This is a genomic window from Vibrio sp. T11.5 (assembly GCF_027587155.1).
Lineage (GTDB): Bacteria > Pseudomonadota > Gammaproteobacteria > Enterobacterales > Vibrionaceae > Vibrio > Vibrio neptunius.
Window position 1 is genome coordinate 33,533 of the sequence record NZ_JAPPTP010000030.1, and the last position, 19,900, is coordinate 53,432.

16 protein-coding genes are annotated in these 19,900 nt (G+C 46.7%); 10 read left to right on the forward strand and 6 right to left on the reverse strand.

Features of this window, described 5'->3' with window-relative positions; genetic code table 11:
* The first annotated feature begins 289 nt into the window (after window positions 1-289).
* Window positions 290-2,464: a DNA helicase II gene (uvrD, locus tag OH455_RS20680; RefSeq protein WP_157634087.1), complete on the forward strand. Its 2,175-nt coding sequence runs from the start codon at window positions 290-292 to the stop codon at window positions 2,462-2,464.
* A 758-nt stretch (window positions 2,465-3,222) separates the two neighbouring features.
* On the opposite strand, the gene ggt is transcribed toward uvrD, so the two are convergent.
* The 4 genes from ggt to rarD form a co-directional block, all read right to left on the reverse strand.
* The gene (ggt, locus tag OH455_RS20685; RefSeq protein WP_269982664.1) at window positions 3,223-4,971 is read right to left on the reverse strand and encodes a gamma-glutamyltransferase; all 1,749 of its coding nucleotides are present in this window, start codon (window positions 4,969-4,971) and stop codon (window positions 3,223-3,225) included.
* Between the two features lie 95 nt (window positions 4,972-5,066).
* Window positions 5,067-5,735 (reverse strand): LysE family translocator, encoded by a 669-nt coding sequence (locus OH455_RS20690; protein WP_045977853.1) that lies wholly within the window; start codon window positions 5,733-5,735, stop codon window positions 5,067-5,069.
* 73 nt (window positions 5,736-5,808) lie between these two features.
* The gene (locus OH455_RS20695) at window positions 5,809-6,603 is read right to left on the reverse strand and encodes an AraC family transcriptional regulator (RefSeq protein WP_045977852.1); all 795 of its coding nucleotides are present in this window, start codon (window positions 6,601-6,603) and stop codon (window positions 5,809-5,811) included.
* Between the two features lie 72 nt (window positions 6,604-6,675).
* The gene (gene rarD / locus OH455_RS20700; protein WP_269982665.1) at window positions 6,676-7,590 is read right to left on the reverse strand and encodes an EamA family transporter RarD; all 915 of its coding nucleotides are present in this window, start codon (window positions 7,588-7,590) and stop codon (window positions 6,676-6,678) included.
* 154 nt (window positions 7,591-7,744) lie between these two features.
* On the opposite strand from rarD, the gene recQ reads away from it, so the two are divergent.
* From recQ to OH455_RS20715, 3 genes are all read left to right on the forward strand, one after another.
* Window positions 7,745-9,580: an ATP-dependent DNA helicase RecQ gene (gene recQ / locus OH455_RS20705; protein WP_269982666.1), complete on the forward strand. Its 1,836-nt coding sequence runs from the start codon at window positions 7,745-7,747 to the stop codon at window positions 9,578-9,580.
* Window positions 9,573-9,893, forward strand: a complete 321-nt coding sequence (locus OH455_RS20710) for a DUF3630 family protein (protein ID WP_269982667.1) — start codon at window positions 9,573-9,575, stop codon at window positions 9,891-9,893. The genes recQ and OH455_RS20710 overlap by 8 nt, the downstream gene beginning before the upstream one ends.
* Before the next feature lie 249 nt (window positions 9,894-10,142).
* Window positions 10,143-10,811: a 7-cyano-7-deazaguanine/7-aminomethyl-7-deazaguanine transporter gene (locus OH455_RS20715; protein ID WP_045977848.1), complete on the forward strand. Its 669-nt coding sequence runs from the start codon at window positions 10,143-10,145 to the stop codon at window positions 10,809-10,811.
* Between the two features lie 66 nt (window positions 10,812-10,877).
* On the opposite strand, the gene gppA is transcribed toward OH455_RS20715, so the two are convergent.
* Together gppA and rhlB are read right to left on the reverse strand one after the other, a co-directional pair.
* Window positions 10,878-12,368 (reverse strand): guanosine-5'-triphosphate,3'-diphosphate diphosphatase, encoded by a 1,491-nt coding sequence (gene gppA / locus OH455_RS20720; RefSeq protein ID WP_269982668.1) that lies wholly within the window; start codon window positions 12,366-12,368, stop codon window positions 10,878-10,880.
* A gap of 7 nt (window positions 12,369-12,375) precedes the next feature.
* Entirely contained in the window at window positions 12,376-13,677 is a 1,302-nt protein-coding gene (gene rhlB / locus OH455_RS20725; protein ID WP_269982669.1) for an ATP-dependent RNA helicase RhlB, read from the reverse strand.
* 112 nt (window positions 13,678-13,789) lie between these two features.
* Between rhlB and trxA the strand changes: the two genes are divergently transcribed.
* From trxA to fre, 6 genes are all read left to right on the forward strand, one after another.
* The gene (gene trxA / locus OH455_RS20730; RefSeq protein ID WP_045977845.1) at window positions 13,790-14,116 is read left to right on the forward strand and encodes a thioredoxin TrxA; all 327 of its coding nucleotides are present in this window, start codon (window positions 13,790-13,792) and stop codon (window positions 14,114-14,116) included.
* A gap of 203 nt (window positions 14,117-14,319) precedes the next feature.
* Window positions 14,320-15,579: a transcription termination factor Rho gene (gene rho / locus OH455_RS20735; protein ID WP_004745495.1), complete on the forward strand. Its 1,260-nt coding sequence runs from the start codon at window positions 14,320-14,322 to the stop codon at window positions 15,577-15,579.
* 103 nt (window positions 15,580-15,682) lie between these two features.
* Complete coding sequence (locus OH455_RS20740; protein ID WP_269982670.1) at window positions 15,683-16,678, forward strand: hypothetical protein; 996 nt, start codon at window positions 15,683-15,685, stop codon at window positions 16,676-16,678.
* 81 nt (window positions 16,679-16,759) lie between these two features.
* Window positions 16,760-18,616, forward strand: a complete 1,857-nt coding sequence (gene ubiD, locus OH455_RS20745) for a 4-hydroxy-3-polyprenylbenzoate decarboxylase (RefSeq protein ID WP_269982671.1) — start codon at window positions 16,760-16,762, stop codon at window positions 18,614-18,616.
* Window positions 18,613-18,882 carry a 2Fe-2S iron-sulfur cluster-binding protein gene (locus OH455_RS20750; protein ID WP_045977842.1) on the forward strand — a complete coding sequence of 90 codons (270 nt, stop codon included), beginning with the start codon at window positions 18,613-18,615 and terminating at the stop codon, window positions 18,880-18,882. The genes ubiD and OH455_RS20750 overlap by 4 nt, the downstream gene beginning before the upstream one ends.
* Window positions 18,883-18,896: 14 nt before the next feature.
* Window positions 18,897-19,610 carry an NAD(P)H-flavin reductase gene (gene fre / locus OH455_RS20755; protein ID WP_269982672.1) on the forward strand — a complete coding sequence of 238 codons (714 nt, stop codon included), beginning with the start codon at window positions 18,897-18,899 and terminating at the stop codon, window positions 19,608-19,610.
* Window positions 19,611-19,900 lie beyond the last annotated feature (290 nt).

The window sequence follows — 19,900 nt, forward strand, 5'->3', positions numbered from 1 at the left end:
CCTTTCTTAGTGAATACCCAAGTGATCTGCGGTTAAAACGTTTATTCAAAGGTCACTTGGGTATTTTTCACAAGCTAATTCATCAACTTGCTTAATTAAAAGGATAGGAAAAGCCTCAATAAACTTTCAGAAAACCAATAAAAAATCGCTTTGTTATTGGTTTTGTTTATTTAAGGTTATGTTTTTTAATGAAAATACAACATGAAAAATTTGTGTTTTTTCTTCTGAAATAGATAGGGTGTTTAGGTTATAATCGATTTTCATGTATAGATAACCAGTAGCTGAGCTCATAATGGATCCTTCATTACTTCTTGACGGCCTTAACGATAAGCAGCGTGAAGCCGTTGCCGCTCCACTTGAAAATTTACTTGTCCTAGCGGGCGCAGGGAGTGGTAAAACCCGGGTGCTGGTGCACCGTATCGCGTGGCTGATGTCGGTGGAGCAGGCGTCTCCTTTTTCCATTATGTCGGTGACGTTTACCAATAAAGCCGCTTCGGAAATGCGGGGCCGTATTGAAGAGTTGATGATGGGTAGTGCGTCAGGAATGTGGAATGGCACGTTTCACGGTATCTGCCATCGTATCCTACGTGCCCATTATATTGATGCGAAATTACCGGAAGACTTTCAGATCATTGATACGGATGACCAACAGAGATTGTTGCGTCGTCTCATTAAAGCGCAAAATCTGGATGAGAAGCAGTGGCCAGCCCGTCAGGTAAGCTGGTGGATTAACGGCAAAAAAGACGAAGGTCTGCGTCCAAGTCATATTGATGCTTACCATGATCCTGTGACCAAAACCTATCTGCAACTCTATACGGCTTATCAGGAAGCGTGTGACCGTGCTGGTTTGGTCGATTTCGCCGAAATTCTTCTGCGTACTCATGAGTTGTTGCGGGATAACAAGTTTGTGCGTGAGCACTACCAGGCACGCTTTAAACATATTTTGGTGGATGAGTTCCAAGATACCAACAACATTCAATACGCTTGGCTGCGAATGATGGCCGGCCCAGAGTCACACGTGATGATTGTTGGGGATGATGACCAGTCTATATACGGCTGGCGTGGCGCTAAGATTGAAAATATTGAGAAGTTCACGCGCGAGTTCCCAAGCGTCAACACCATTCGTCTGGAGCAAAACTACCGCTCTACTAAAACCATCCTCGAAGCCTCCAACACTCTAATTGCTAATAATACAGAGCGTATGGGGAAAGAGTTATGGACTGATGGCGTCGAAGGTGAGCCGATCTCTGTTTACTCTGCTTACAATGAGTTGGATGAAGCCCGTTTTGCTGTCAACAAAATTAAGGAATGGCAGGAAAAAGGTGGTGCATTGAATGATGCGGCCATGCTTTATCGTAACAACGCTCAGTCTCGGGTACTGGAAGAAGCGTTAATTCAGGCTGGCTTACCCTATCGCATTTATGGTGGTATGCGATTTTTCGAGCGTCAGGAAATCAAAGATGCACTGAGCTATCTACGATTGATGGCAAATCGCAATGATGATGCGGCGTTTGAGCGGGTAGTGAATACACCAACCCGCGGGCTTGGAGACAAAACCCTAGAGACGATTCGTTTTGCAGCGCGGGATCGTGGTTGCACCATGTGGCAAGCGAGTGTTGCTCTGCTGGATGAGCAGGTTTTGGCTGGTCGAGCGGCGGGAGCGTTAAGCCGTTTCGTTGAGCTGGTCAGCGCGCTGGAAGATGATACCTGTGAAATGTCTCTGCATGAGCAGACGGACCATGTGATCAAATACTCCGGCTTATTTGCCATGTACGAACAGGAAAAAGGCGAGAAATCCAAGGCGCGAATAGAGAACTTGGAAGAGTTGGTCACCGCCACGCGCCAATTCGAAAAGCCGGAAGAAGCGGAAGAGATGACGTTGCTCACGGCATTCCTGACCCATGCAGCGCTGGAGGCGGGTGAAGGTCAGGCCGACGAGTTCGAAGATGCGGTGCAACTGATGACCTTGCACAGTGCAAAAGGTCTGGAGTTCCCATTGGTGTTTATGGTTGGTGTCGAAGAAGGTATGTTCCCAAGCCAGATGTCCGCTGAAGAGGCTGGGCGCTTGGAAGAGGAACGTCGACTGTGCTACGTGGGGATGACCCGGGCGATGGAAAAACTCTACATCACCTATGCTGAGATGCGTCGCTTGTACGGTCAGGACAAATACCACAAACCTTCGCGCTTTATCCGTGAACTGCCAGAAGGCTGCTTAGATGAAGTGCGAATGAAAGCGCAGGTCAGCCGTCCGGCAAGCTCGGGCCGCTTTAGCCAGACAGTGGTCAAAGAGAATTTTAACGAGACAGGTTTTAGTCTTGGTTCTCGCGTTATGCACCCTAAGTTTGGTGAAGGGACGATCATCAACTTTGAAGGCAGTGGTCCGCAAAGTCGCGTTCAGGTTGCTTTTAATGGCGAAGGTATCAAATGGTTAGTGACCGCTTACGCTAAACTAGAAACGTTATAACTGCTAAGTTTATTTTCTCAAAATAGCTGGGTTTGTAGACAAGGCGGCAATTGAACGAGCCCCCTGAGCGTAGGGAACCTATGTGATGGGGCGAGTGAAAGCAGACAACGCAGTCTAAAGTTCAAATATGAAGAGAAAAAGATAAAGAAAAACCCCGAGGGCTTGCGCCCATCGGGGTTATAGTCTTACTCGCAGCAATCCGGCTACTATAAGTGCTCCATGCATCAAATCCTTGATAGTATGCTGATGTCCTTCAGCGTCGTCCATTCATCGCCATCCTAGCGGTGTCCTTGACCCTATCCTGGTCCACTAACTATCCTAGTTAGCTCACTTCACTTGTTCCTTAAGCGGTGTCCTTGTCATCATCCTGATGATAAGTCCTTTCCTCATCCCGAGGTGTCCATTTCCCATCCTTAGTAGTAACCATCCTAGTTACTAATGAGTCCGTTCAATGTCCTATTCGCTGTCCTTGCCGATTGTTCATCCTGAGCAACCGTATCTTCTTCCTGAAGATGACCAAATCCTTGGTAATTCCTGTTCCGTGTCAGCATCCTTCCGACAGGTTCAATATTACGTTTCTGACGGCTTTCATCAACAGCATAGAATTAGATTTGTTGAATGAGTGTCTGGTTAAAAATAGATCATTGTCTTTTATTACAATGACATACGTGTAATAAGTTGTAATCTTCTCACTAAAAAAGCTATTTTTGCTCACCAGCCTGTAAGAGATCTCGCACAAGCTGGTGAGCAGATCGACGCTATTGACCGATAGCCGCACCTTCGCGTCTTGGGTCTGCTGCGCCTTCTAATTCATTATTCTTGAATAGAATTGCGTGTAGGCCAGAATTCAAGTCACGAATATTCACTTCGAAACCCATTTTCTCTAGTTCTGACTTGAGGTTTTCTGCCTCCGTTCCTTGCTCAATATCTAATGTACCGAAGCGATTCAGTAAGTGTGGTTGGTTGATCGCTTGCTGAATATCCATATCCCACTGAGTGTGAGCAATGATGGCTTGAGCGACATAGCCAATAATGCGGCTGCCACCCGGAGATCCGATCGCCATGTAAGGTTTGCCGTCTTGCATGATGATGGTCGGCGCCATTGAAGAGCGAGGACGCTTACCCGGCTCTAAACGGTTTGCAATAGGATGCCCGTCTCTGTGGGTTCGGAAAGAAAAGTCGGTCAACTCATTGTTTAGCAGGAACCCATTGGTCATCAAACGTGAGCCAAACGCGTTTTCAATCGTGGTGGTGATCGACACCACATTGCCTTCTTTATCTACCACATTGAAGTGGCTGGTCGATGGCAGCTCAATCGATTCATCACGGCTTTGACGCTGAGCGTAACTCCAAGGCGGTGTACCTGCAGATGCTGACTCCAGTGCTTTCCCCGGTGTAATGAGTTTTGCACGCTGTTTGAGGTAGTCTGAATTGAGTAAACCTTGAGTCGGCATAGGGACAAAATCTTCATCGGCCATATACATGCCGCGGTCGGCAAAGGCTAAGCGTGAAGCGTCGGCGATGACTTGCCAAGATTTGGCGTTATCAGGACCCCAGTTTTTAAGATCAAACTGCTCTGTCATTGTCAAAATTTGACCCACGGTAAGAGCTCCAGAGCCAGGTGGCCCCATTCCACAGATGTCGAAGCTTTGAGACGCGGAGCAGACAGGCTGACGCTGTTTGATTTGGTAAGCATCGAAATCAGCTTGCGCTAGTACGCCTGGGTTGCCAGCGGCCGATTGGACGGTTTTGATGATATCGCTTGCAATTTTGCCCTGATAAAAGGCGTCGGCACCCGCTTTCGCGATTGCTTCGAGTGTGGCCGCGTATTCAGGGTTCTTCAGTAATGTACCTTGTTGTTTGGCAGAGCCATCACGATTAAAGAAATAGGCTTTGGTTGCTGGGAAACGCGATAGGCGTTCTGCATCTTTCTCAATCAAGGTGGCTAAGCGAGGGCTAATGGTAAAACCGTTTTTAGCGACCTTAACTACAGGTTCAATCAGCGTTTTCCATTCAAGTTTGCCGTATTTCTGGTGAGTATCCCACATCAGTTTCACGGTGCCTGGTGTACCGACAGAGCGGCCACCTACCACAGCGTCGTAAAATTGCATCGGTTCGCCATTCTTATCTTGGAAAAGGCGAGGTGTTGCTGCTAGAGGTGCAGTTTCACGGCCATCATAAGTGGTCAATTGCTGCTTTTTTGCATCCCAATACACTAAAAAAGCACCGCCACCAATACCAGAGGACTGTGGCTCCACTAGGCCAAGCATGAGCTGAGTGGTGACCATAGCATCGATAGCGTTACCGCCTTGTTTGAGGATATCAGCACCTGCTTGTGTTGCTAGCGGGTTAGCGGCGGTGACCATCCAGTCTTTGGCCTTAACCAGTTGCTTTTGTTCTAAGCCACTACTGTGTTCTGGGGCAACTGAATCGGCGGCCTGATTTGCGGCTGCACCAACGGACGTTAGTAATAGGCACGTCGTTAGGAAAGTACGTTTCCACTGCATCTTGTTCTCCTTGTTATTTATGCAGCGACAAGAGTGACAGCGGAGTGACCGTGAGTCTAAGAGTTTGTTATGAAAATGTAAGCTCGAATCAAATTTTAGACACTAGAGAGTAGGGCAGACAAGGATTGCAATAAAATGCTCACTCCGATAACAGTGAATAGCACGCCACAAAGGCCATCTATGTATACGGCTAGAGAATGAATTTTTCGTTGCATGCGCTGCGTGGACAGTGCCCAAGCAAGAAACGAGAACCAGAATAACGACAGACTCCAGAGAATAACCAGCGCTAACCCTTTACCGGTTAACGACATGCTGGCAGGCACCAAACTCGACATCAGGCTGACAAAAAACACCAAAGCCTTTGGATTGAGTATGTTAGTGGCAAATCCGCGTGACAAAGCCTGACGTTTGTTGCTTAGTAATAAGCTGGCTTGTGCGGGGCGCTCGTCAATGTGATGGTTATTGCGGAGTGTTGACCAGCTAGCCCTGAGTGCGCCGTAACCCAGGTAGAACAAGTAGCTGCCACCAGCGAGCTGCAGCACAGCAAACAACATCGGTTGCTGATGAACAAGGTAGCTAACGCCCGTTAAGCTCAGTACCGAGTGCAGAAGAATGCCAAATGATAAGCCAAGCGCAATGTATAAGCCCGTCTGGCGACCATAGCGTGTTGCGTTTTGTACCACCAGCGCAAAATCCGGTCCTGGGCTCATTAAAGCGACAAAGTGAACTACAGCTAAGGTGGTGAGAATGGTGATTTCGTTCATCTGATTTGGTTGATTGTTTTAGATGGCTTCAGTGTGCTATGGATTGCGTTTGAAAGATTGTAAAAAACTGACACTAACTGATTTGAGAAGGGTTAACGCCGTAAGTGGACTTAAACGCCTTGCTGAAATGAGCCTGATCATAAAAACCCACTTGATGGGCGACTTCTGTGCCGCTCACTCCCGATTTGAGCAGCTTCATTCCTTGCTCCATGCGCAGGCGGCTCAACCAAGCATAGGGGGTTAATCCGACTTTGGCTTTGAAATGGCGTTGAAACTGGGTAGGGCTCAATTCACACAACTGTGACAGTTGTTCTAGTCTCATTGGCTGATCGAGATTGTCCAATAGGTACTCTTTCAACGTTGCTATAGATTGGTTACCTAAGGGGATGGCGCGCTTTTGTTCTAAACGGCCGTAATGGCTAAACAAACGTTCAAACCCCTCATAAGGCAGACAATCTTTTGCCAGTTGGCTGAGGTTATTGCGTGTAAGCAATTGGTGAAGTTGTGAGAGAGGCTGAAACACTTTCTGATCGGAAATGATCAGTTGCTTGAAGTGAAGTAGAGCACTCTGTTGCTTGAGCTGAGCAAGTTCGCTAAACCACGCAGGGTCAAGCGAAAATACCCGGGTTTGATAACCGGACTCCAAGATGGATTGACCGTCATGCAGCTCATCAGGGGGCATGATGACTAATTGCCCTTTCCCCACATGATGGTTTGAGCCTTTATAGTGGAACTTTTGCTGTCCACCCGTGATAAGGCCAATATGAAAATCAAGATGATAGTGGCGTGAAAAAGCGAATGACCGATAATTCGCTTCAATCAGACCTATCTCTTTTGTCTCAGTACTGTGGTAATTGACCTTATCCATACAACGAAAAAAGCTTGATGATTATTTCATCAAGCTTATATGTGGGTCAGTGATTTGTCTTGTAAAAAACGATCACTTTTCTGTTGCCGCTCTACGCGAACGCTTGCTGGTCTTCAGACCATCAAAGCTAAAGATCACTAAAGCCCCCCAAATGAAGGCAAAGGTGATGGCTTTGTCTGTGGTAAAGGTTTCGCCATACACTAAAACCGCCAGTAGGAACATTAAGCTTGGGCCAATATACTGAAAAAAGCCTAGGGTTGAGAGCTTAAGACGAGTGGCTGCGCCAGTGAAACACAACAAAGGTAAAGTAGTGATGACGCCTGCGGAGATCAGCAGCAGGTTCAGGGTCATAGGGTTCGCTGCAAAGTCGGAAGTCGGGGAGTCGGCAATCCACAATAGATACACCGCTGCGGCTGGCAGCATAACCAGTGTTTCAATAAATAGGCCTGTTTGAGCATCGAGGCTGACTTTCTTACGTAATAGCCCGTAAAAACCAAACGTTAGTGCAAGCGCGATCGCGACGATAGGCACAGAGCCAAAAGCGATCAACTGAACCATCACACCGCAAGCTGCAAGTGCAACGGCAAACCACTGCAATTTACGTAGCCGCTCACCTAAGAACAACATGCCGAGTAGCACATTAATTAGTGGGTTGATGTAGTAACCGAGACTGGCATCCAGCATGTGATTGGCATTGACCGCCCAGATAAAAATCAGCCAGTTGACTCCTACGAGTAGTGAAGTCGAAACCAGAAACAGCACTTTGGTTTTGGAGCGAATGACATCTCGCACGCCACGCCAGCGACGGCCTATATGTAGTAATACTGCCAACAGAGCAAAAGACCACACCACTCGATGACTGAGAATTTCAAACGGTGACACTTCACTGATGGATTTAAAATAGATCGGTGCAATGCCCCACATGGTGTAGGCACCGATGGCGAGAAGGATGCCTTGCCGTGCTCTTTGCTGTTCTTCTGGTGTCATTGACGTTTACTCAAAGGATGATTGTCTGCAAAAGGAAGCATCCAGTATACGAATGAGTCAGTTAATCACCTAGCAATTTGCGGTTTTATTCACATCCGAACACTACTACAATGTGGCCTTTGCATTCCCCATTCTTTGCTCAATCGAGATATCAATGACCGCGACACTGCTTGCTGAACAATCTGAACCGTCACCAACTCCACAAAGCGTACTGGAGGATGTGTTTGGTTATCAGTCATTTCGAGATGGTCAGCAAGAGGTCATTGAAGCGGCTGTCAGCGGTCAGGATAGTTTGGTCATCATGCCTACGGGTGGCGGTAAATCACTCTGCTATCAGGTTCCGGCCTTGGTGCGTGACGGTTTAACATTGGTGATTTCTCCTCTGATATCACTGATGAAAGATCAGGTCGATCAGCTCAAAGCCAATGGTGTTGCGGCGGAGTGTGTCAACTCTTCCATGCCCCGCGATGAGTTGTTCTCGGTCTATCAGCGGATGCAGTCAGGCCAACTTAAACTGGTGTATGTGTCACCCGAACGCGTGTTGATGCGCGACTTTATCGAACGCCTTGAAAGTCTGTCGCTGTCTATGATCGCCGTTGACGAAGCACACTGTATTTCTCAGTGGGGACATGATTTTAGACCTGAATACGCGTCGCTTGGCCAGATCAAACAACACTTTCCTCATGTGCCTTTTATGGCGCTGACGGCAACGGCCGATGATGCGACGCGCAATGACATCATGCATCGTCTGCAATTGAACGAGCCTCATATCCACTTGAGTAGTTTCGACCGCCCCAACATCCGTTATACCTTAGTTGAAAAACACAAACCGATTTCTCAGGTGATCCGTTTTCTCGACACTCAGAAAGGCAACTGCGGCATCATCTATTGTGGTAGCCGTAAGAAAGTTGAAATGGTGACGGAAAAACTGTGCAACAACCATATTCGTGCCGCCAGTTACCATGCAGGCTTAGAGGCAGACGAGCGCGCTTATGTGCAAGAAGCGTTTCAGCGTGATGATATCCAAATTGTGGTCGCCACGGTGGCGTTTGGTATGGGGATCAACAAACCCAACGTACGCTTTGTGGTCCATTTTGATATTCCACGCAACATTGAATCCTACTATCAGGAAACTGGTCGAGCAGGTCGGGATGGTTTGCCAGCAGAAGCGATGATGCTATATGACCCAGCAGATATCAGCTGGTTGAGGCGCATGTTGGATGAAAAAGACGATGGGCCACAAAAGCAAGTGGAAGCGCATAAGCTCAATGCGATGAGTGCTTTTGCTGAAGCACAGACGTGCCGTCGTCAAGTGTTACTAAATTACTTTGGTGAGTATCGTGAGCAGCCTTGTGGCAACTGCGACATCTGTTTGGACCCGCCCAAGCATTTTGATGCCACTGAACAGGCACGTAAAGCGCTGTCTTGTGTCTACCGGGTTAATCAGAGCTTTGGTATGGGTTATGTGGTTGAAGTCTTGCGTGGTATGCAGAACATCCGCGTACGCGAAAATGGTCACGACAAGCTCACCACTTATGGTATAGGACGTGAGAATAGCCACGACTACTGGGTGAGTATTTTCCGTCAGTTGATTCATAAAGGCATGTTGTTCCAGAATATTACTCGCAACTCAACCTTACAGCTTACGGAAGAAGCGCGTCCGCTATTACGTGGTGATACTGCTCTTGAATTAGCCGTGCCTCGTCTTGATACTGCCGCGAGAGCCGCTAAGTCCGATAAACTTACCAGTAAGAACTACGATAAAAAGCTATTTGCTAAGTTGCGTAAGCTTCGCAAAGCGATTGCCGATGAAGATGGTTTACCACCATACGTGGTGTTCAGCGATGCCACCTTGATTGATATGGCAGAAATTTTGCCCACTTCTTATGGTGAAATGCTAGCGGTCAATGGGGTAGGGCAGCGTAAGTTAGACAAATATGCCGATCCATTCTTAGATTTAATCCAGGAGCACATTACTCATCATGGTTGATTCAGTGCAGCAAACGGAATTTGGTTTGCTTGAGTATCAAGCGCAAGAAGGGCGTATCATTATGCGATCTCCGCGTTTTGATTTTGATAGTTTTCCTCAGCTGGCTGATAAGCTGATAAAACTCCTCTCTGCGTCTGTGATTGAAAAGCAATGGGACGCCGACATGCATTCATGGTTGATTGATTTTGAAGGATGTCAGTTGTTTCTCAAATCGGAACATTATAGTGAGAGTGTTTGGTTGGAGGCTCTGGCCATAACAGAGAGCAGAGAAGAGTTGGATTACCTCGCGGGCCTATTTCAACGCGGATTCTAGTTAGGCGAACCGATTGCATTAAGCACATCTATTGCCACTTATATCGGTTAATGTATAATCGCCGGCCGCGATATTGGTCATGTTTAAAGCTTCACTTGGTTTAATGGCACAGCGCTATTTTGATGAAGCGATAGTCATCTCAATATCGAGTTTTATTTTCGTTTTACATTGTTGGTAAGAGTCTTTCCGTGGCTGGAACAGATTCGCTTTGGGTTCCCTCACCCCCAAACCAAACTAAAAAGGTATCGCATGAGTAACTTTACCCCTGCGCAGCAGCGCAAAGCCCTTTTGTTATTAGTTCTATTTCACTTGATCATTATTGCATCGAGTAATTATCTGGTTCAGCTTCCATTTACTATCTTTGGTTTCCACACCACGTGGGGCGCCTTCACGTTTCCGTTTATCTTTTTGGCAACTGATCTGACAGTACGAATTTTTGGTGCCCAACTTGCGCGTAAGATCATTTTCTGGGTGATGCTACCAGCGCTGGCAGTGTCCTATGGCTTATCGGTATTGTTTTTTGAAGGGCAATTTCAGGGTTTCTCACACTTAGGTGAGTTTAATTTGTTTGTTGCGCGTATTGCGATTGCGAGCTTTATGGCTTATCTACTAGGGCAAATCCTAGATGTGCATGTGTTTAATCGCCTGCGCCAGATGAAGCAGTGGTGGGTTGCCCCAACGTGTTCCACTCTGTTTGGTAACGCGCTGGATACTATCGCTTTCTTTGCCATTGCATTCTACCAAAGCCCTGATCCATTTATGGCTGAGCACTGGACCGAAATCGCGCTGGTGGATTATGGATTCAAACTGGTGATCAGCTTAGGCCTATTTGTACCTATGTATGGTGTGCTGCTGAATTACTTGGTGAAGAAACTCACAGCTGTTAATCCTGACTTTAAAGTGATTGGCGCCAAATAAGGTTCGCCTTTCGAAAACAAAAAAGCCCGACAAGTGACCTTGTCGGGCTTTTTATTTGTTCGTTAGTTAGTTGGCAATGATGCTCAAAGGCCAGCCAATGTCACTTTGACGGTTGGCTTCTATTTCTAACTCCGCCGCAGTTAGAGGGTTGGCTTTCAGCCACTGTTCTGCAACCGTTAGGGTGAGCTTATCGCCTTGAGATTGAAGTGCGATATTGGGCTCCAAATCCGGATTGCGACGATGGGTCAGTAAAACCGCGAGACGCAGCAAACGTAATACGCGTTTGGCACTGTTACCTGACAGCGCATGTTGCTCTGGCAGAGAAGTGAGTTGTTCGCGATAACGACGTGATACTTCACCAAGGAAGTGCTTTTGTGCTCGGGTGTAACCGGGTAGATCCAAGTTTTGCAATAAGTACGCACTGTGCTCACCGCCTTTCTTGAAGTCAATCGTTAGACCGATTTCATGCAGCTTCGCCGCTGTCTCTAGCAGAACGCTGCCCTGAGCTTCTGCAATCCACTCGGCTTCACATTGCTCAAGCAGTTTACTGGCTAAGGTTGCGACTTGTTGACCGTAAACCGTATCAATTTGGTAGCGGGTTTGAACACTGGCAATTGTGCGAGCACGAATATCGTCTTGCTTGAGTTCATCGACCATTTCATACACTAAGCCTTCGCGCAGTGCGCCGCCAGCCAATGTCATTGAATCAATTTCCAGTAATTCAAAGATAGCGATGAGAATCGAAAGACCGCTTGGGAAGACCAGTGCGCGTTCTAGCGTGAGCCCTTCTATCTCCAGCTCTTCCAAATGATCCGCCAGCATAGCTTGTTTTTGCAGACGCTTGAGTTTGGCGTGAGTAATGACTTCGTCCATACCTTGCGCTAGCATAATTTCCTGCAAAGCCTGAACTGTACCAGAAGCACCGACACACACATCCCAGCCAATTTTAGTGTATTGCTCAAGGATAGGTCTCAGCGTTTCTTTAGACGCTTCAATTGCATTGTTAAAGTTGGTTACGGTGAGCTGGCGGTCTTTAAAGTGGCGCTCCAGCCAAGTAACACAGCCCATTTTCAGGCTGGTCAGTGCCTTGGCTTCAAAACCTTCACCGATAATAAGTTCGGTACTGGCACCGCCAATATCGACCACCAAACGACGACCGCTACCGCCAGATGTGTGTGCCACCCCTTTATAAATAGTGGCCGCTTCTTCTTCGCCACAGATCACTTCAATCTTGTGACCAAGAATCTGGTTTGCTTTATCAAGAAAGATATCCACATTGGTGGCGGTGCGCAGTGTTGCCGTGCCCACAATGCGGATATTCTGCGTTGGTATATCTTGAAGTCGCTCTGCAAATAGACTCAAGCAGTCCCATCCGCGTTGCATGGCTTCCTGGCTTAAAGCGTTATTGTCGTCTAACCCTGCGGCAAGACGAACCTTACGTTTAATTTTTGCCATAGTCTGAACGCTGCCATCAATGTGACGCACAACGAGCATATGAAAACTGTTCGACCCGAGGTCGATGGCAGCGTAGAGCGGGGAAGAAACTGCTTGGCTCATAGACGACTTAAGAATCCTTTTGGTGACGTTGACGAGAGCGGTTGTTGTTACGACGGTTGCCTGAGCGTGAACCACCCGTGTTGGTACGACGTTGTTGCGGACGATTAGAACGCATACGTAGTGGTGCTGGTAAATCTTCGATCAGCGCACTTGGGTCGTAGTCTGAAACAGGAATGGTGTGCTCAATGTACTCTTCAATCGGCGGTAAGTTAATAGCGTAGTCTTCACACGCAAAGCTGATTGAATGGCCACTTGCCCCTGCACGACCCGTACGACCGATGCGGTGTACGTAATCTTCGCAATCGTCAGGTAGGTCAAAGTTAAATACGTGAGTCACTTGAGGGATGTGAAGGCCACGAGCCGCTACGTCTGTTGCCACTAGCAGGTCAACTTCACCTTTTGTGAACTGTTCCAAGATGCGTTCGCGCTTCTTCTGCGGTACATCGCCCGTCAATAGACCTACACGATGCCCATCAGCCGCTAGGTGACCCCATACGGATTCACACTTGTGTTTGGTATTGGCAAAGATGATCGCGCGTTCTGGCCATTCTTCTTCAATAAGAGTTTGTAGAAGTGACATCTTGTGTTCGTTAGATGGGTAAAACAGCTCTTCTTGAATACGGTGGCCAGTTTTGGTTTCTGGTTCCGACTCAACGTGCTTTGGATTATGCATGTGTTCAAACGCCAGTTCTTGAACGCGATAAGAAAGCGTAGCAGAGAACAACATGTTCAAACGATCTTTGGGTTCAGGCATTCGACGGAATAGAAAACGAATGTCTTTAATGAAACCAAGATCGAACATACGATCAGCTTCATCAAGCACAACCGCTTGGATGTGGTTAAGGTTAAATACCTTCTGCTTGTAGAAGTCGATAATACGACCTGTGGTACCGATCAGCACGTCTACACCTTGCTCTAACTTAGCAAGTTGCTTGTCGTAGCTCTCGCCACCATATGCTAGTGCGGCTTTAATACCGGTTTCTGCAATTAGAGGTTCAGCGTCATTGTAAATCTGAATTGCCAGTTCACGAGTCGGTGCCATGATAATCGCACGTGGTTGAGTCGGCTTGCGACCTTCGTGCTCTGGTGTATTCAGCAGGTGGTTAAAAGTAGCAGTCAGAAAAGCCAGGGTTTTTCCTGTCCCTGTTTGTGCCTGACCTGCAATGTCTTGGCCGGTGAGCAGTACCGGCAACGCCAAGGCTTGAATTGGGGTACAAAACTCGAACCCTTTTTTCTCCAAACCTTCAACAACTTGGGGGTGTAAACCCAAATCGGCGAACTTTTGCTCTGTGATATGCGTCTTTTTCATGGCTATAGAATATCAGCTTAAGCTTGCAATACGAAAGTAAATACATTCCAATAGGGCATCTAAATACTGGTTATCATCCAACCAGTTCCGAAAAAACACATTGGAGTGGAAGATGAGTGATAAGATTTTGCAGCTAACTGATGACGGTTTTGAAGCCGACGTACTCAACGCTGCAAGCCCGGTTCTTGTTGATTTTTGGGCAGAATGGTGTGGTCCTTGTAAGATGATTGCTCCTATTCTGGACGAGATCGCCGAAGAGTACGAAGGCAAACTCACTATCGGTAAACTGAATATCGACCAAAATGCAGGTACTCCACCTAAATTTGGTATTCGTGGTATCCCAACACTATTACTTTTCAAAAATGGTAGTGTTGCAGCGACGAAAGTAGGTGCGCTGTCTAAAACTCAGTTGAAAGAGTTTTTGGACGCTAACCTATAATTCAGTTGTTCAGATAAGGCCGTGCATTTAACAAAATGCACGGTTTTGTTTTTGAAGACTAACAAAATCTAGACTAGGCTAGTATTTAGTGCTAATTTATCGCACGTTAAATAAACAAGTTTCTCTTCTTGGTCGATCCTGTGACCAAAATTCATCTTAACTAAATAACAGATCCTATTTTGACTAAAAAAGTATCCACCACCATGAATCTAACAGAACTGAAGAACAGACCAGTGTCTGATCTTGTCAAACTTGGCGAAAGCTTGGGCCTTGAAAACCTAGCTCGTCTAAGAAAGCAAGACATTATCTTCGCTATCCTTAAAGCGCATGCGAAAAGCGGCGAAGACATTTTTGGCGACGGGGTTCTGGAAATACTTCAAGACGGTTTTGGCTTCTTGCGCAGTGCAGACAGCTCTTACTTGGCAGGCCCAGATGACATCTATGTATCTCCAAGTCAGATCCGCCGATTCAACCTTCGTACAGGCGACTCTATTGCTGGTAAGATTCGTCCACCAAAAGATGGCGAACGTTATTTTGCTCTGTTAAAAGTCAATACAGTTAACGATGACAAGCCAGACAACGCGCGTAACAAGATTCTATTTGAAAACTTGACGCCACTGCACGCAAACGAGCGTATGGTGATGGAGCGTGGTAACGGTTCGACTGAAGATATTACTGCACGTGTTCTTGACCTGGCTTCACCAATTGGTAAAGGTCAGCGTGGTCTGATTGTTGCTCCGCCAAAAGCGGGTAAAACAATGCTGCTACAGAACATTGCTCAAAGCATTGCTTACAACCACCCTGAGTGTGAGCTAATGGTGCTTCTTATCGATGAGCGTCCAGAAGAAGTAACCGAGATGCAACGCCTAGTTAAAGGTGAAGTGGTTGCATCTACGTTTGATGAGCCTGCATCTCGCCACGTACAAGTTGCTGAGATGGTTATCGAGAAAGCAAAACGTCTTGTTGAACACAAGAAAGACGTAGTAATCCTGCTTGATTCTATCACTCGTCTAGCTCGTGCATACAACACAGTTGTTCCATCATCAGGTAAAGTCCTGACTGGTGGTGTCGATGCTAACGCATTACACCGTCCTAAGCGCTTCTTCGGTGCTGCACGTAACGTAGAAGAAGGCGGTAGTCTGACAATTCTCGCGACGGCTCTTGTTGATACTGGTTCTAAGATGGACGAAGTTATCTACGAAGAGTTTAAAGGTACAGGTAACATGGAAATTCACCTGAACCGTAAGATAGCTGAGAAACGTGTTTTCCCTGCCATTGACTTCAACCGTTCAGGTACTCGTCGTGAAGAACTTCTGACTAAGAATGAAGAGCTTCAGAAGATGTGGATTCTGCGCAAGATTGTTCATCCAATGGGTGAAATCGACGCGATGGAGTTCTTGATCGACAAGCTCGCCATGACCAAGACTAACGATGAGTTTTTTGACGCCATGCGTCGTCAGTAAAAATTTGTGACCTCAAACGCCATCGACATTGTCGGTGGCGTTTTTGTTTGCATTCTTATCTGATTGGCCCCACAATGGCCAAGAATGTTAAGAGGAGGTTAACATGCAACAAGGAATGTTGTCGTCGGTTCTCCTATGCACGTCATTATTGATTGGAGCACCAACGGTTGCTGCGAAGGAAATGCAGTCAGAACAAGTCGAGCTGTTACTTCAGGATCAACAGATTAATCTGAAAGTTGCAGAACTGCTCCAACATGCTGTCGAAAATAATATCGACTCACTCAATTTCGCCCTCGAAAGACTGTCGCTTCCTCAACAAGAAGTGGCGCGTTTCCTACTGTTAAAAAAAATTGAAGACCAAGATGTCATCTTGACGCCTAAAATGGCTTTGTTCGTTGAAAAACAAAAAGCTATGGTGCCGACCTATCAAGTGTTGGAGAGAGGCGATGGGTATGAGTTTTCCATTCCTGCCTTTAACTATCCAGCTATCGCCAGTCGTTTACTTAAACAATGGCAACAGGATCAATCGACACTAGAATTTGTGTTGAGTGCAGAACGTGGCGAGCTGGAACTAAAACAGTGGCTGTCGGGTAGCGATTATCAAATCCAAGCGCGTGAAGCATTACTGGTTCGTGAGTTGGATAGTTTGTCGCCGGAGGCCGTGCAAAATTTAGTGCTTCAACTCACCGGAACAGCTGTGACCAGTTGGCTACCCTCATCACAGGTTATGGTGCGTTTAGCTCAGGTGAGTGAAAACCCTGACGTCTATAAACTGCTTTGGTTGATGCGTGCCGATTTTCAAAGCCAGTCTGAACTTAGCCGTTTGGCGACAGTGGGCGATGAATTCTCAGTCAATCAGATCATGCTTGCTGCTCATAATCCGAGCCTTAAGGAACAAGCTATCAAAGAGCTGACTCGTATCAAGCCAATGAAGGATAAGGTAAAGGCCTTTTTGATAGACCGAATGGCAGTTCGAGGTGAAGCCTCGATGGTCGCGACAGAGCTTGCGAATCAGGGCTATTCGTCATGGTTAAAAGAGCTAGCTAACCATAATCAAACAGTCCGTAGTGGAGCGATTTTGAACGTTTTATCACAATAAAAATAACCTTATAGAAAAGAGGGATCGTAAGATCCCTCTTTTTGTTATACTGCTTGCACTTTAATCAGTCACAGAAGACCAATGATTTTTAAGGATTTACGCGACTTTATCGCTCACCTTGAGCAGGAAGGGAAGCTTAAACGCATCTCTGAGCCTGTCGACCCACATTATGAAATGACAGAAATTAGTGACCGTACTTTGCGTGCCGGTGGTCCAGCGTTGTTGTTTGAAAACCCTATCGGCTACGATGTGCCTGTACTCACCAACTTATTTGGTACTCCCGAGCGAGTTGCGATAGGTATGGGGCGCGAGGATGTCAAAGATCTGCGTGAAGTGGGTAAATTGTTGGCTTATCTCAAAGAGCCAGAACCTCCACGTGGTTTTAAGGATGCGTTAGAGAAACTTCCTGTTTTTAGACAAGTCCTGAATATGCCTGTCAAAAGACTACGTAAAGCGCCGTGTCAGGAGATTGTTTGGCAAGGTGACGATGTCGACCTCGATAAAATTCCTGTGATGAGTTGTTGGCAAGATGACGTTGCTCCTCTGCTTACTTGGGGACTAACCGTGACTAGAGGGCCACATAAAAAGCGTCAGAACCTTGGAATTTACCGTCAGCAGAAAATTAGCAACAACAAAATAATCATGCGTTGGTTAGCACACCGTGGTGGTGCACTTGATCTGCGTGACTGGATCGAAACCCATCCGGGAGAGCCATTTCCAGTGTCGGTTGCCTTTGGTGCTGACCCAGCCACTATTTTGGGTGCAGTCACCCCTGTGCCTGATACGTTATCTGAGTATGCGTTTGCGGGTTTGCTTAGAGGCAGCAAAACAGAAGTTGTCAAATCTGTTAGTAATGATCTTGAAGTACCTGCCAGCGCTGAGATCGTGCTTGAGGGCTACATTGACCCGAACGAGTATGCAGACGAAGGCCCTTATGGTGATCATACAGGGTATTACAACGAAAAAGAGAAACACCACGTGTTTACCATTACGCATATTACGATGCGTAAGGACCCGATCTATCACAGTACCTATACGGGGCGTCCGCCAGATGAACCAGCAGTATTGGGTGTGGCGTTAAACGAAGTGTTTGTCCCTATCCTGCAAAAGCAGTTTCCCGAGATTGAAGATTTCTACCTACCGCCTGAAGGCTGTTCGTACCGAATGGCGGTGGTGACGATGAAAAAGCAATACCCAGGGCATGCTAAGCGAGTCATGATGGGGGTATGGTCTTTCCTTCGCCAGTTCATGTACACCAAGTTTGTTGTGGTGTGTGATGAAAGTGTCAATGCGCGCAGTTGGGATGATGTCGTGAAGGCCATGTGTGAGCATATGGAACCTGTTCGCGATACCTTAATGATTGACAACACGCCTATTGATTCTCTCGACTTCGCCTCACCAGTTGTAGGGCTTGGCTCTAAGATGGGCTTAGATGCAACGATTAAATGGGATGCCGAGAAGGCCTCTGACCCAGAGTTAGCATCCGCAAGCCAAACAGCAATTACAGATGAACAGTTACGTCAACTTCGTCAGGCATTTCCGGAAATTGTCGATATCGCTTTGCCAAAATCTGCTGGTGCCGATCGCTTTATGGTGCTGTCGATGAAGAAAAACCACGCCATGCAATCGAAAGCGGTGCTCAATGGTGTGTGGGAGTTTCTAAAGCAGTATACAGATGCTAAGTTTGTTATTCTCTGCGATGATGACGTCAATGTGCACGATTGGAATGACATAATTTGGGCGATTACCACGAGAATGGATCCAAATCGTGACACAGTGCAGATAGAAGCAAAAGAAGGTCGTAGTTCCAAATTGGGTTTGGATGCGACCAACAAGTTTGAGGGAGAAGTCCAGCGAGAGTGGGGCGTCCCAATCAAGAAAGATTCTCAGTTAGTTGCGCAGGTCGATGCAAAATGGAGTAAGCTGGGAATATTATGAGCCATTTGGTGACCTTGAAGCCGCAGAATATACAATTCTATGTGCAGGAAGGGGAAACGGTATTGGAAGCTGCGCTCAACAATCACATCAGCTTCCCAAACCGCTGCCAAGTGGGAGCATGCGCAGCGTGTCTGTGTCGGAAAATAGAAGGTCGAGTCAATTACCAGCTTGAGCCAATGCTCACAGAGAAAGAGCAGCAACAAGGCTGGGTGTTTGCTTGTCAGGCCTTCGCAGAAAGTAATTTGGTACTTACTTTTGAGGAGTAAGTAAGAGGAATAAAATGACCATCCAATGTAAAGTAAAGTCTATTGAGCCGTTAGCTTGTAATACCCATCGAATTCTGTTGCATCCAAAGACACCAGTCAGCTTTAAGGCTGGCCAGTATCTAATGGTTGTGATGGGAGAAAAAGATAAACGTCCATTCTCTATTGCAAGCAGTCCTTGTCGTCATGAAGGTGAGCTTGAGCTTCACATTGGTGCAGCAGAGCATAACGCGTATGCTCTTGAAGTTGTGGAAGCGATGCAAAACGCATTAGAAAATGATGGTGACATCAGTATTGATGCACCTCATGGCGAGGCGTGGGTTAAAGAAGAGAGCGAGCGTCCTCTACTTTTGATTGCTGGTGGTACAGGCTTTAGTTATGTGCGTTCGATATTGGACCACTGTGTTGCTCAAAATAAAACTAATGAGATCTATCTTTATTGGGGTGGCCGAGATGAACGCCAGCTATATGCTAAGGATGAACTGGATGGTATCGCAACACAGTTCAGCAACGTGCACTTTATTCCAGTAGTAGAAGAAGCGACTTCTGAATGGCAAGGCAAAGTCGGAAACGTACTTCAAGCCGTTAGTGACGATTTTGATTCTCTTGCAGAATATGACATCTACATTGCTGGACGTTTTGAAATGGCGGGTGCGGCTCGTGAACAATTTACCCAGAACAAAGGCGCAAATAGCAACCGCATGTTTGCTGACGCGTACGCATTTATTTAAAACTGAATTAAATAGATAGATAAAAGAGGGCTTTTTGCCCTCTTTTTTGTTGTTTTGAACACATTTTCAACGAACGATGAGTTTTTTCAATTTTTTTTGAAAAAGGGCTTGCGCTATCAGAGGGACTCTCTATAATGCGCATCCACTGACACGGCAGACGCCACAAGGCTTCAGCGGTGTTAGAGAGGTGAAAAGCTTCTGAGAAAATAAGTTTGAAAAAGTGTTTGACTCTTCAAATTATCTCGCTAGAATGCACCTCCGCTTTGAGAGAAAGTTTCTTGAAAAGCACA

Bases quoted from the DNA above. Each gene is read 5' to 3' on its own strand.
- OH455_RS20690 (WP_045977853.1), bottom strand. From the start codon at position 5,735: ATGAACGAAATCACCATTCTCACCACCTTAGCTGTAGTTCACTTTGTC.
- OH455_RS20695 (WP_045977852.1), bottom strand. From the start codon at position 6,603: ATGGATAAGGTCAATTACCACAGTACTGAGACAAAAGAGATAGGTCTG.
- trxA (WP_045977845.1), top strand. From the start codon at position 13,790: ATGAGTGATAAGATTTTGCAGCTAACTGATGACGGTTTTGAAGCCGAC.
- gppA (WP_269982668.1), bottom strand. From the start codon at position 12,368: ATGAGCCAAGCAGTTTCTTCCCCGCTCTACGCTGCCATCGACCTCGGG.
- OH455_RS20710 (WP_269982667.1), top strand. From the start codon at position 9,573: ATGGTTGATTCAGTGCAGCAAACGGAATTTGGTTTGCTTGAGTATCAA.
- ggt (WP_269982664.1), bottom strand. From the start codon at position 4,971: ATGCAGTGGAAACGTACTTTCCTAACGACGTGCCTATTACTAACGTCC.
- OH455_RS20740 (WP_269982670.1), top strand. From the start codon at position 15,683: ATGCAACAAGGAATGTTGTCGTCGGTTCTCCTATGCACGTCATTATTG.
- rho (WP_004745495.1), top strand. From the start codon at position 14,320: ATGAATCTAACAGAACTGAAGAACAGACCAGTGTCTGATCTTGTCAAA.
- fre (WP_269982672.1), top strand. From the start codon at position 18,897: ATGACCATCCAATGTAAAGTAAAGTCTATTGAGCCGTTAGCTTGTAAT.
- OH455_RS20715 (WP_045977848.1), top strand. From the start codon at position 10,143: ATGAGTAACTTTACCCCTGCGCAGCAGCGCAAAGCCCTTTTGTTATTA.
- rarD (WP_269982665.1), bottom strand. From the start codon at position 7,590: ATGACACCAGAAGAACAGCAAAGAGCACGGCAAGGCATCCTTCTCGCC.
- OH455_RS20750 (WP_045977842.1), top strand. From the start codon at position 18,613: ATGAGCCATTTGGTGACCTTGAAGCCGCAGAATATACAATTCTATGTG.
- rhlB (WP_269982669.1), bottom strand. From the start codon at position 13,677: ATGAAAAAGACGCATATCACAGAGCAAAAGTTCGCCGATTTGGGTTTA.
- ubiD (WP_269982671.1), top strand. From the start codon at position 16,760: ATGATTTTTAAGGATTTACGCGACTTTATCGCTCACCTTGAGCAGGAA.
- recQ (WP_269982666.1), top strand. From the start codon at position 7,745: ATGACCGCGACACTGCTTGCTGAACAATCTGAACCGTCACCAACTCCA.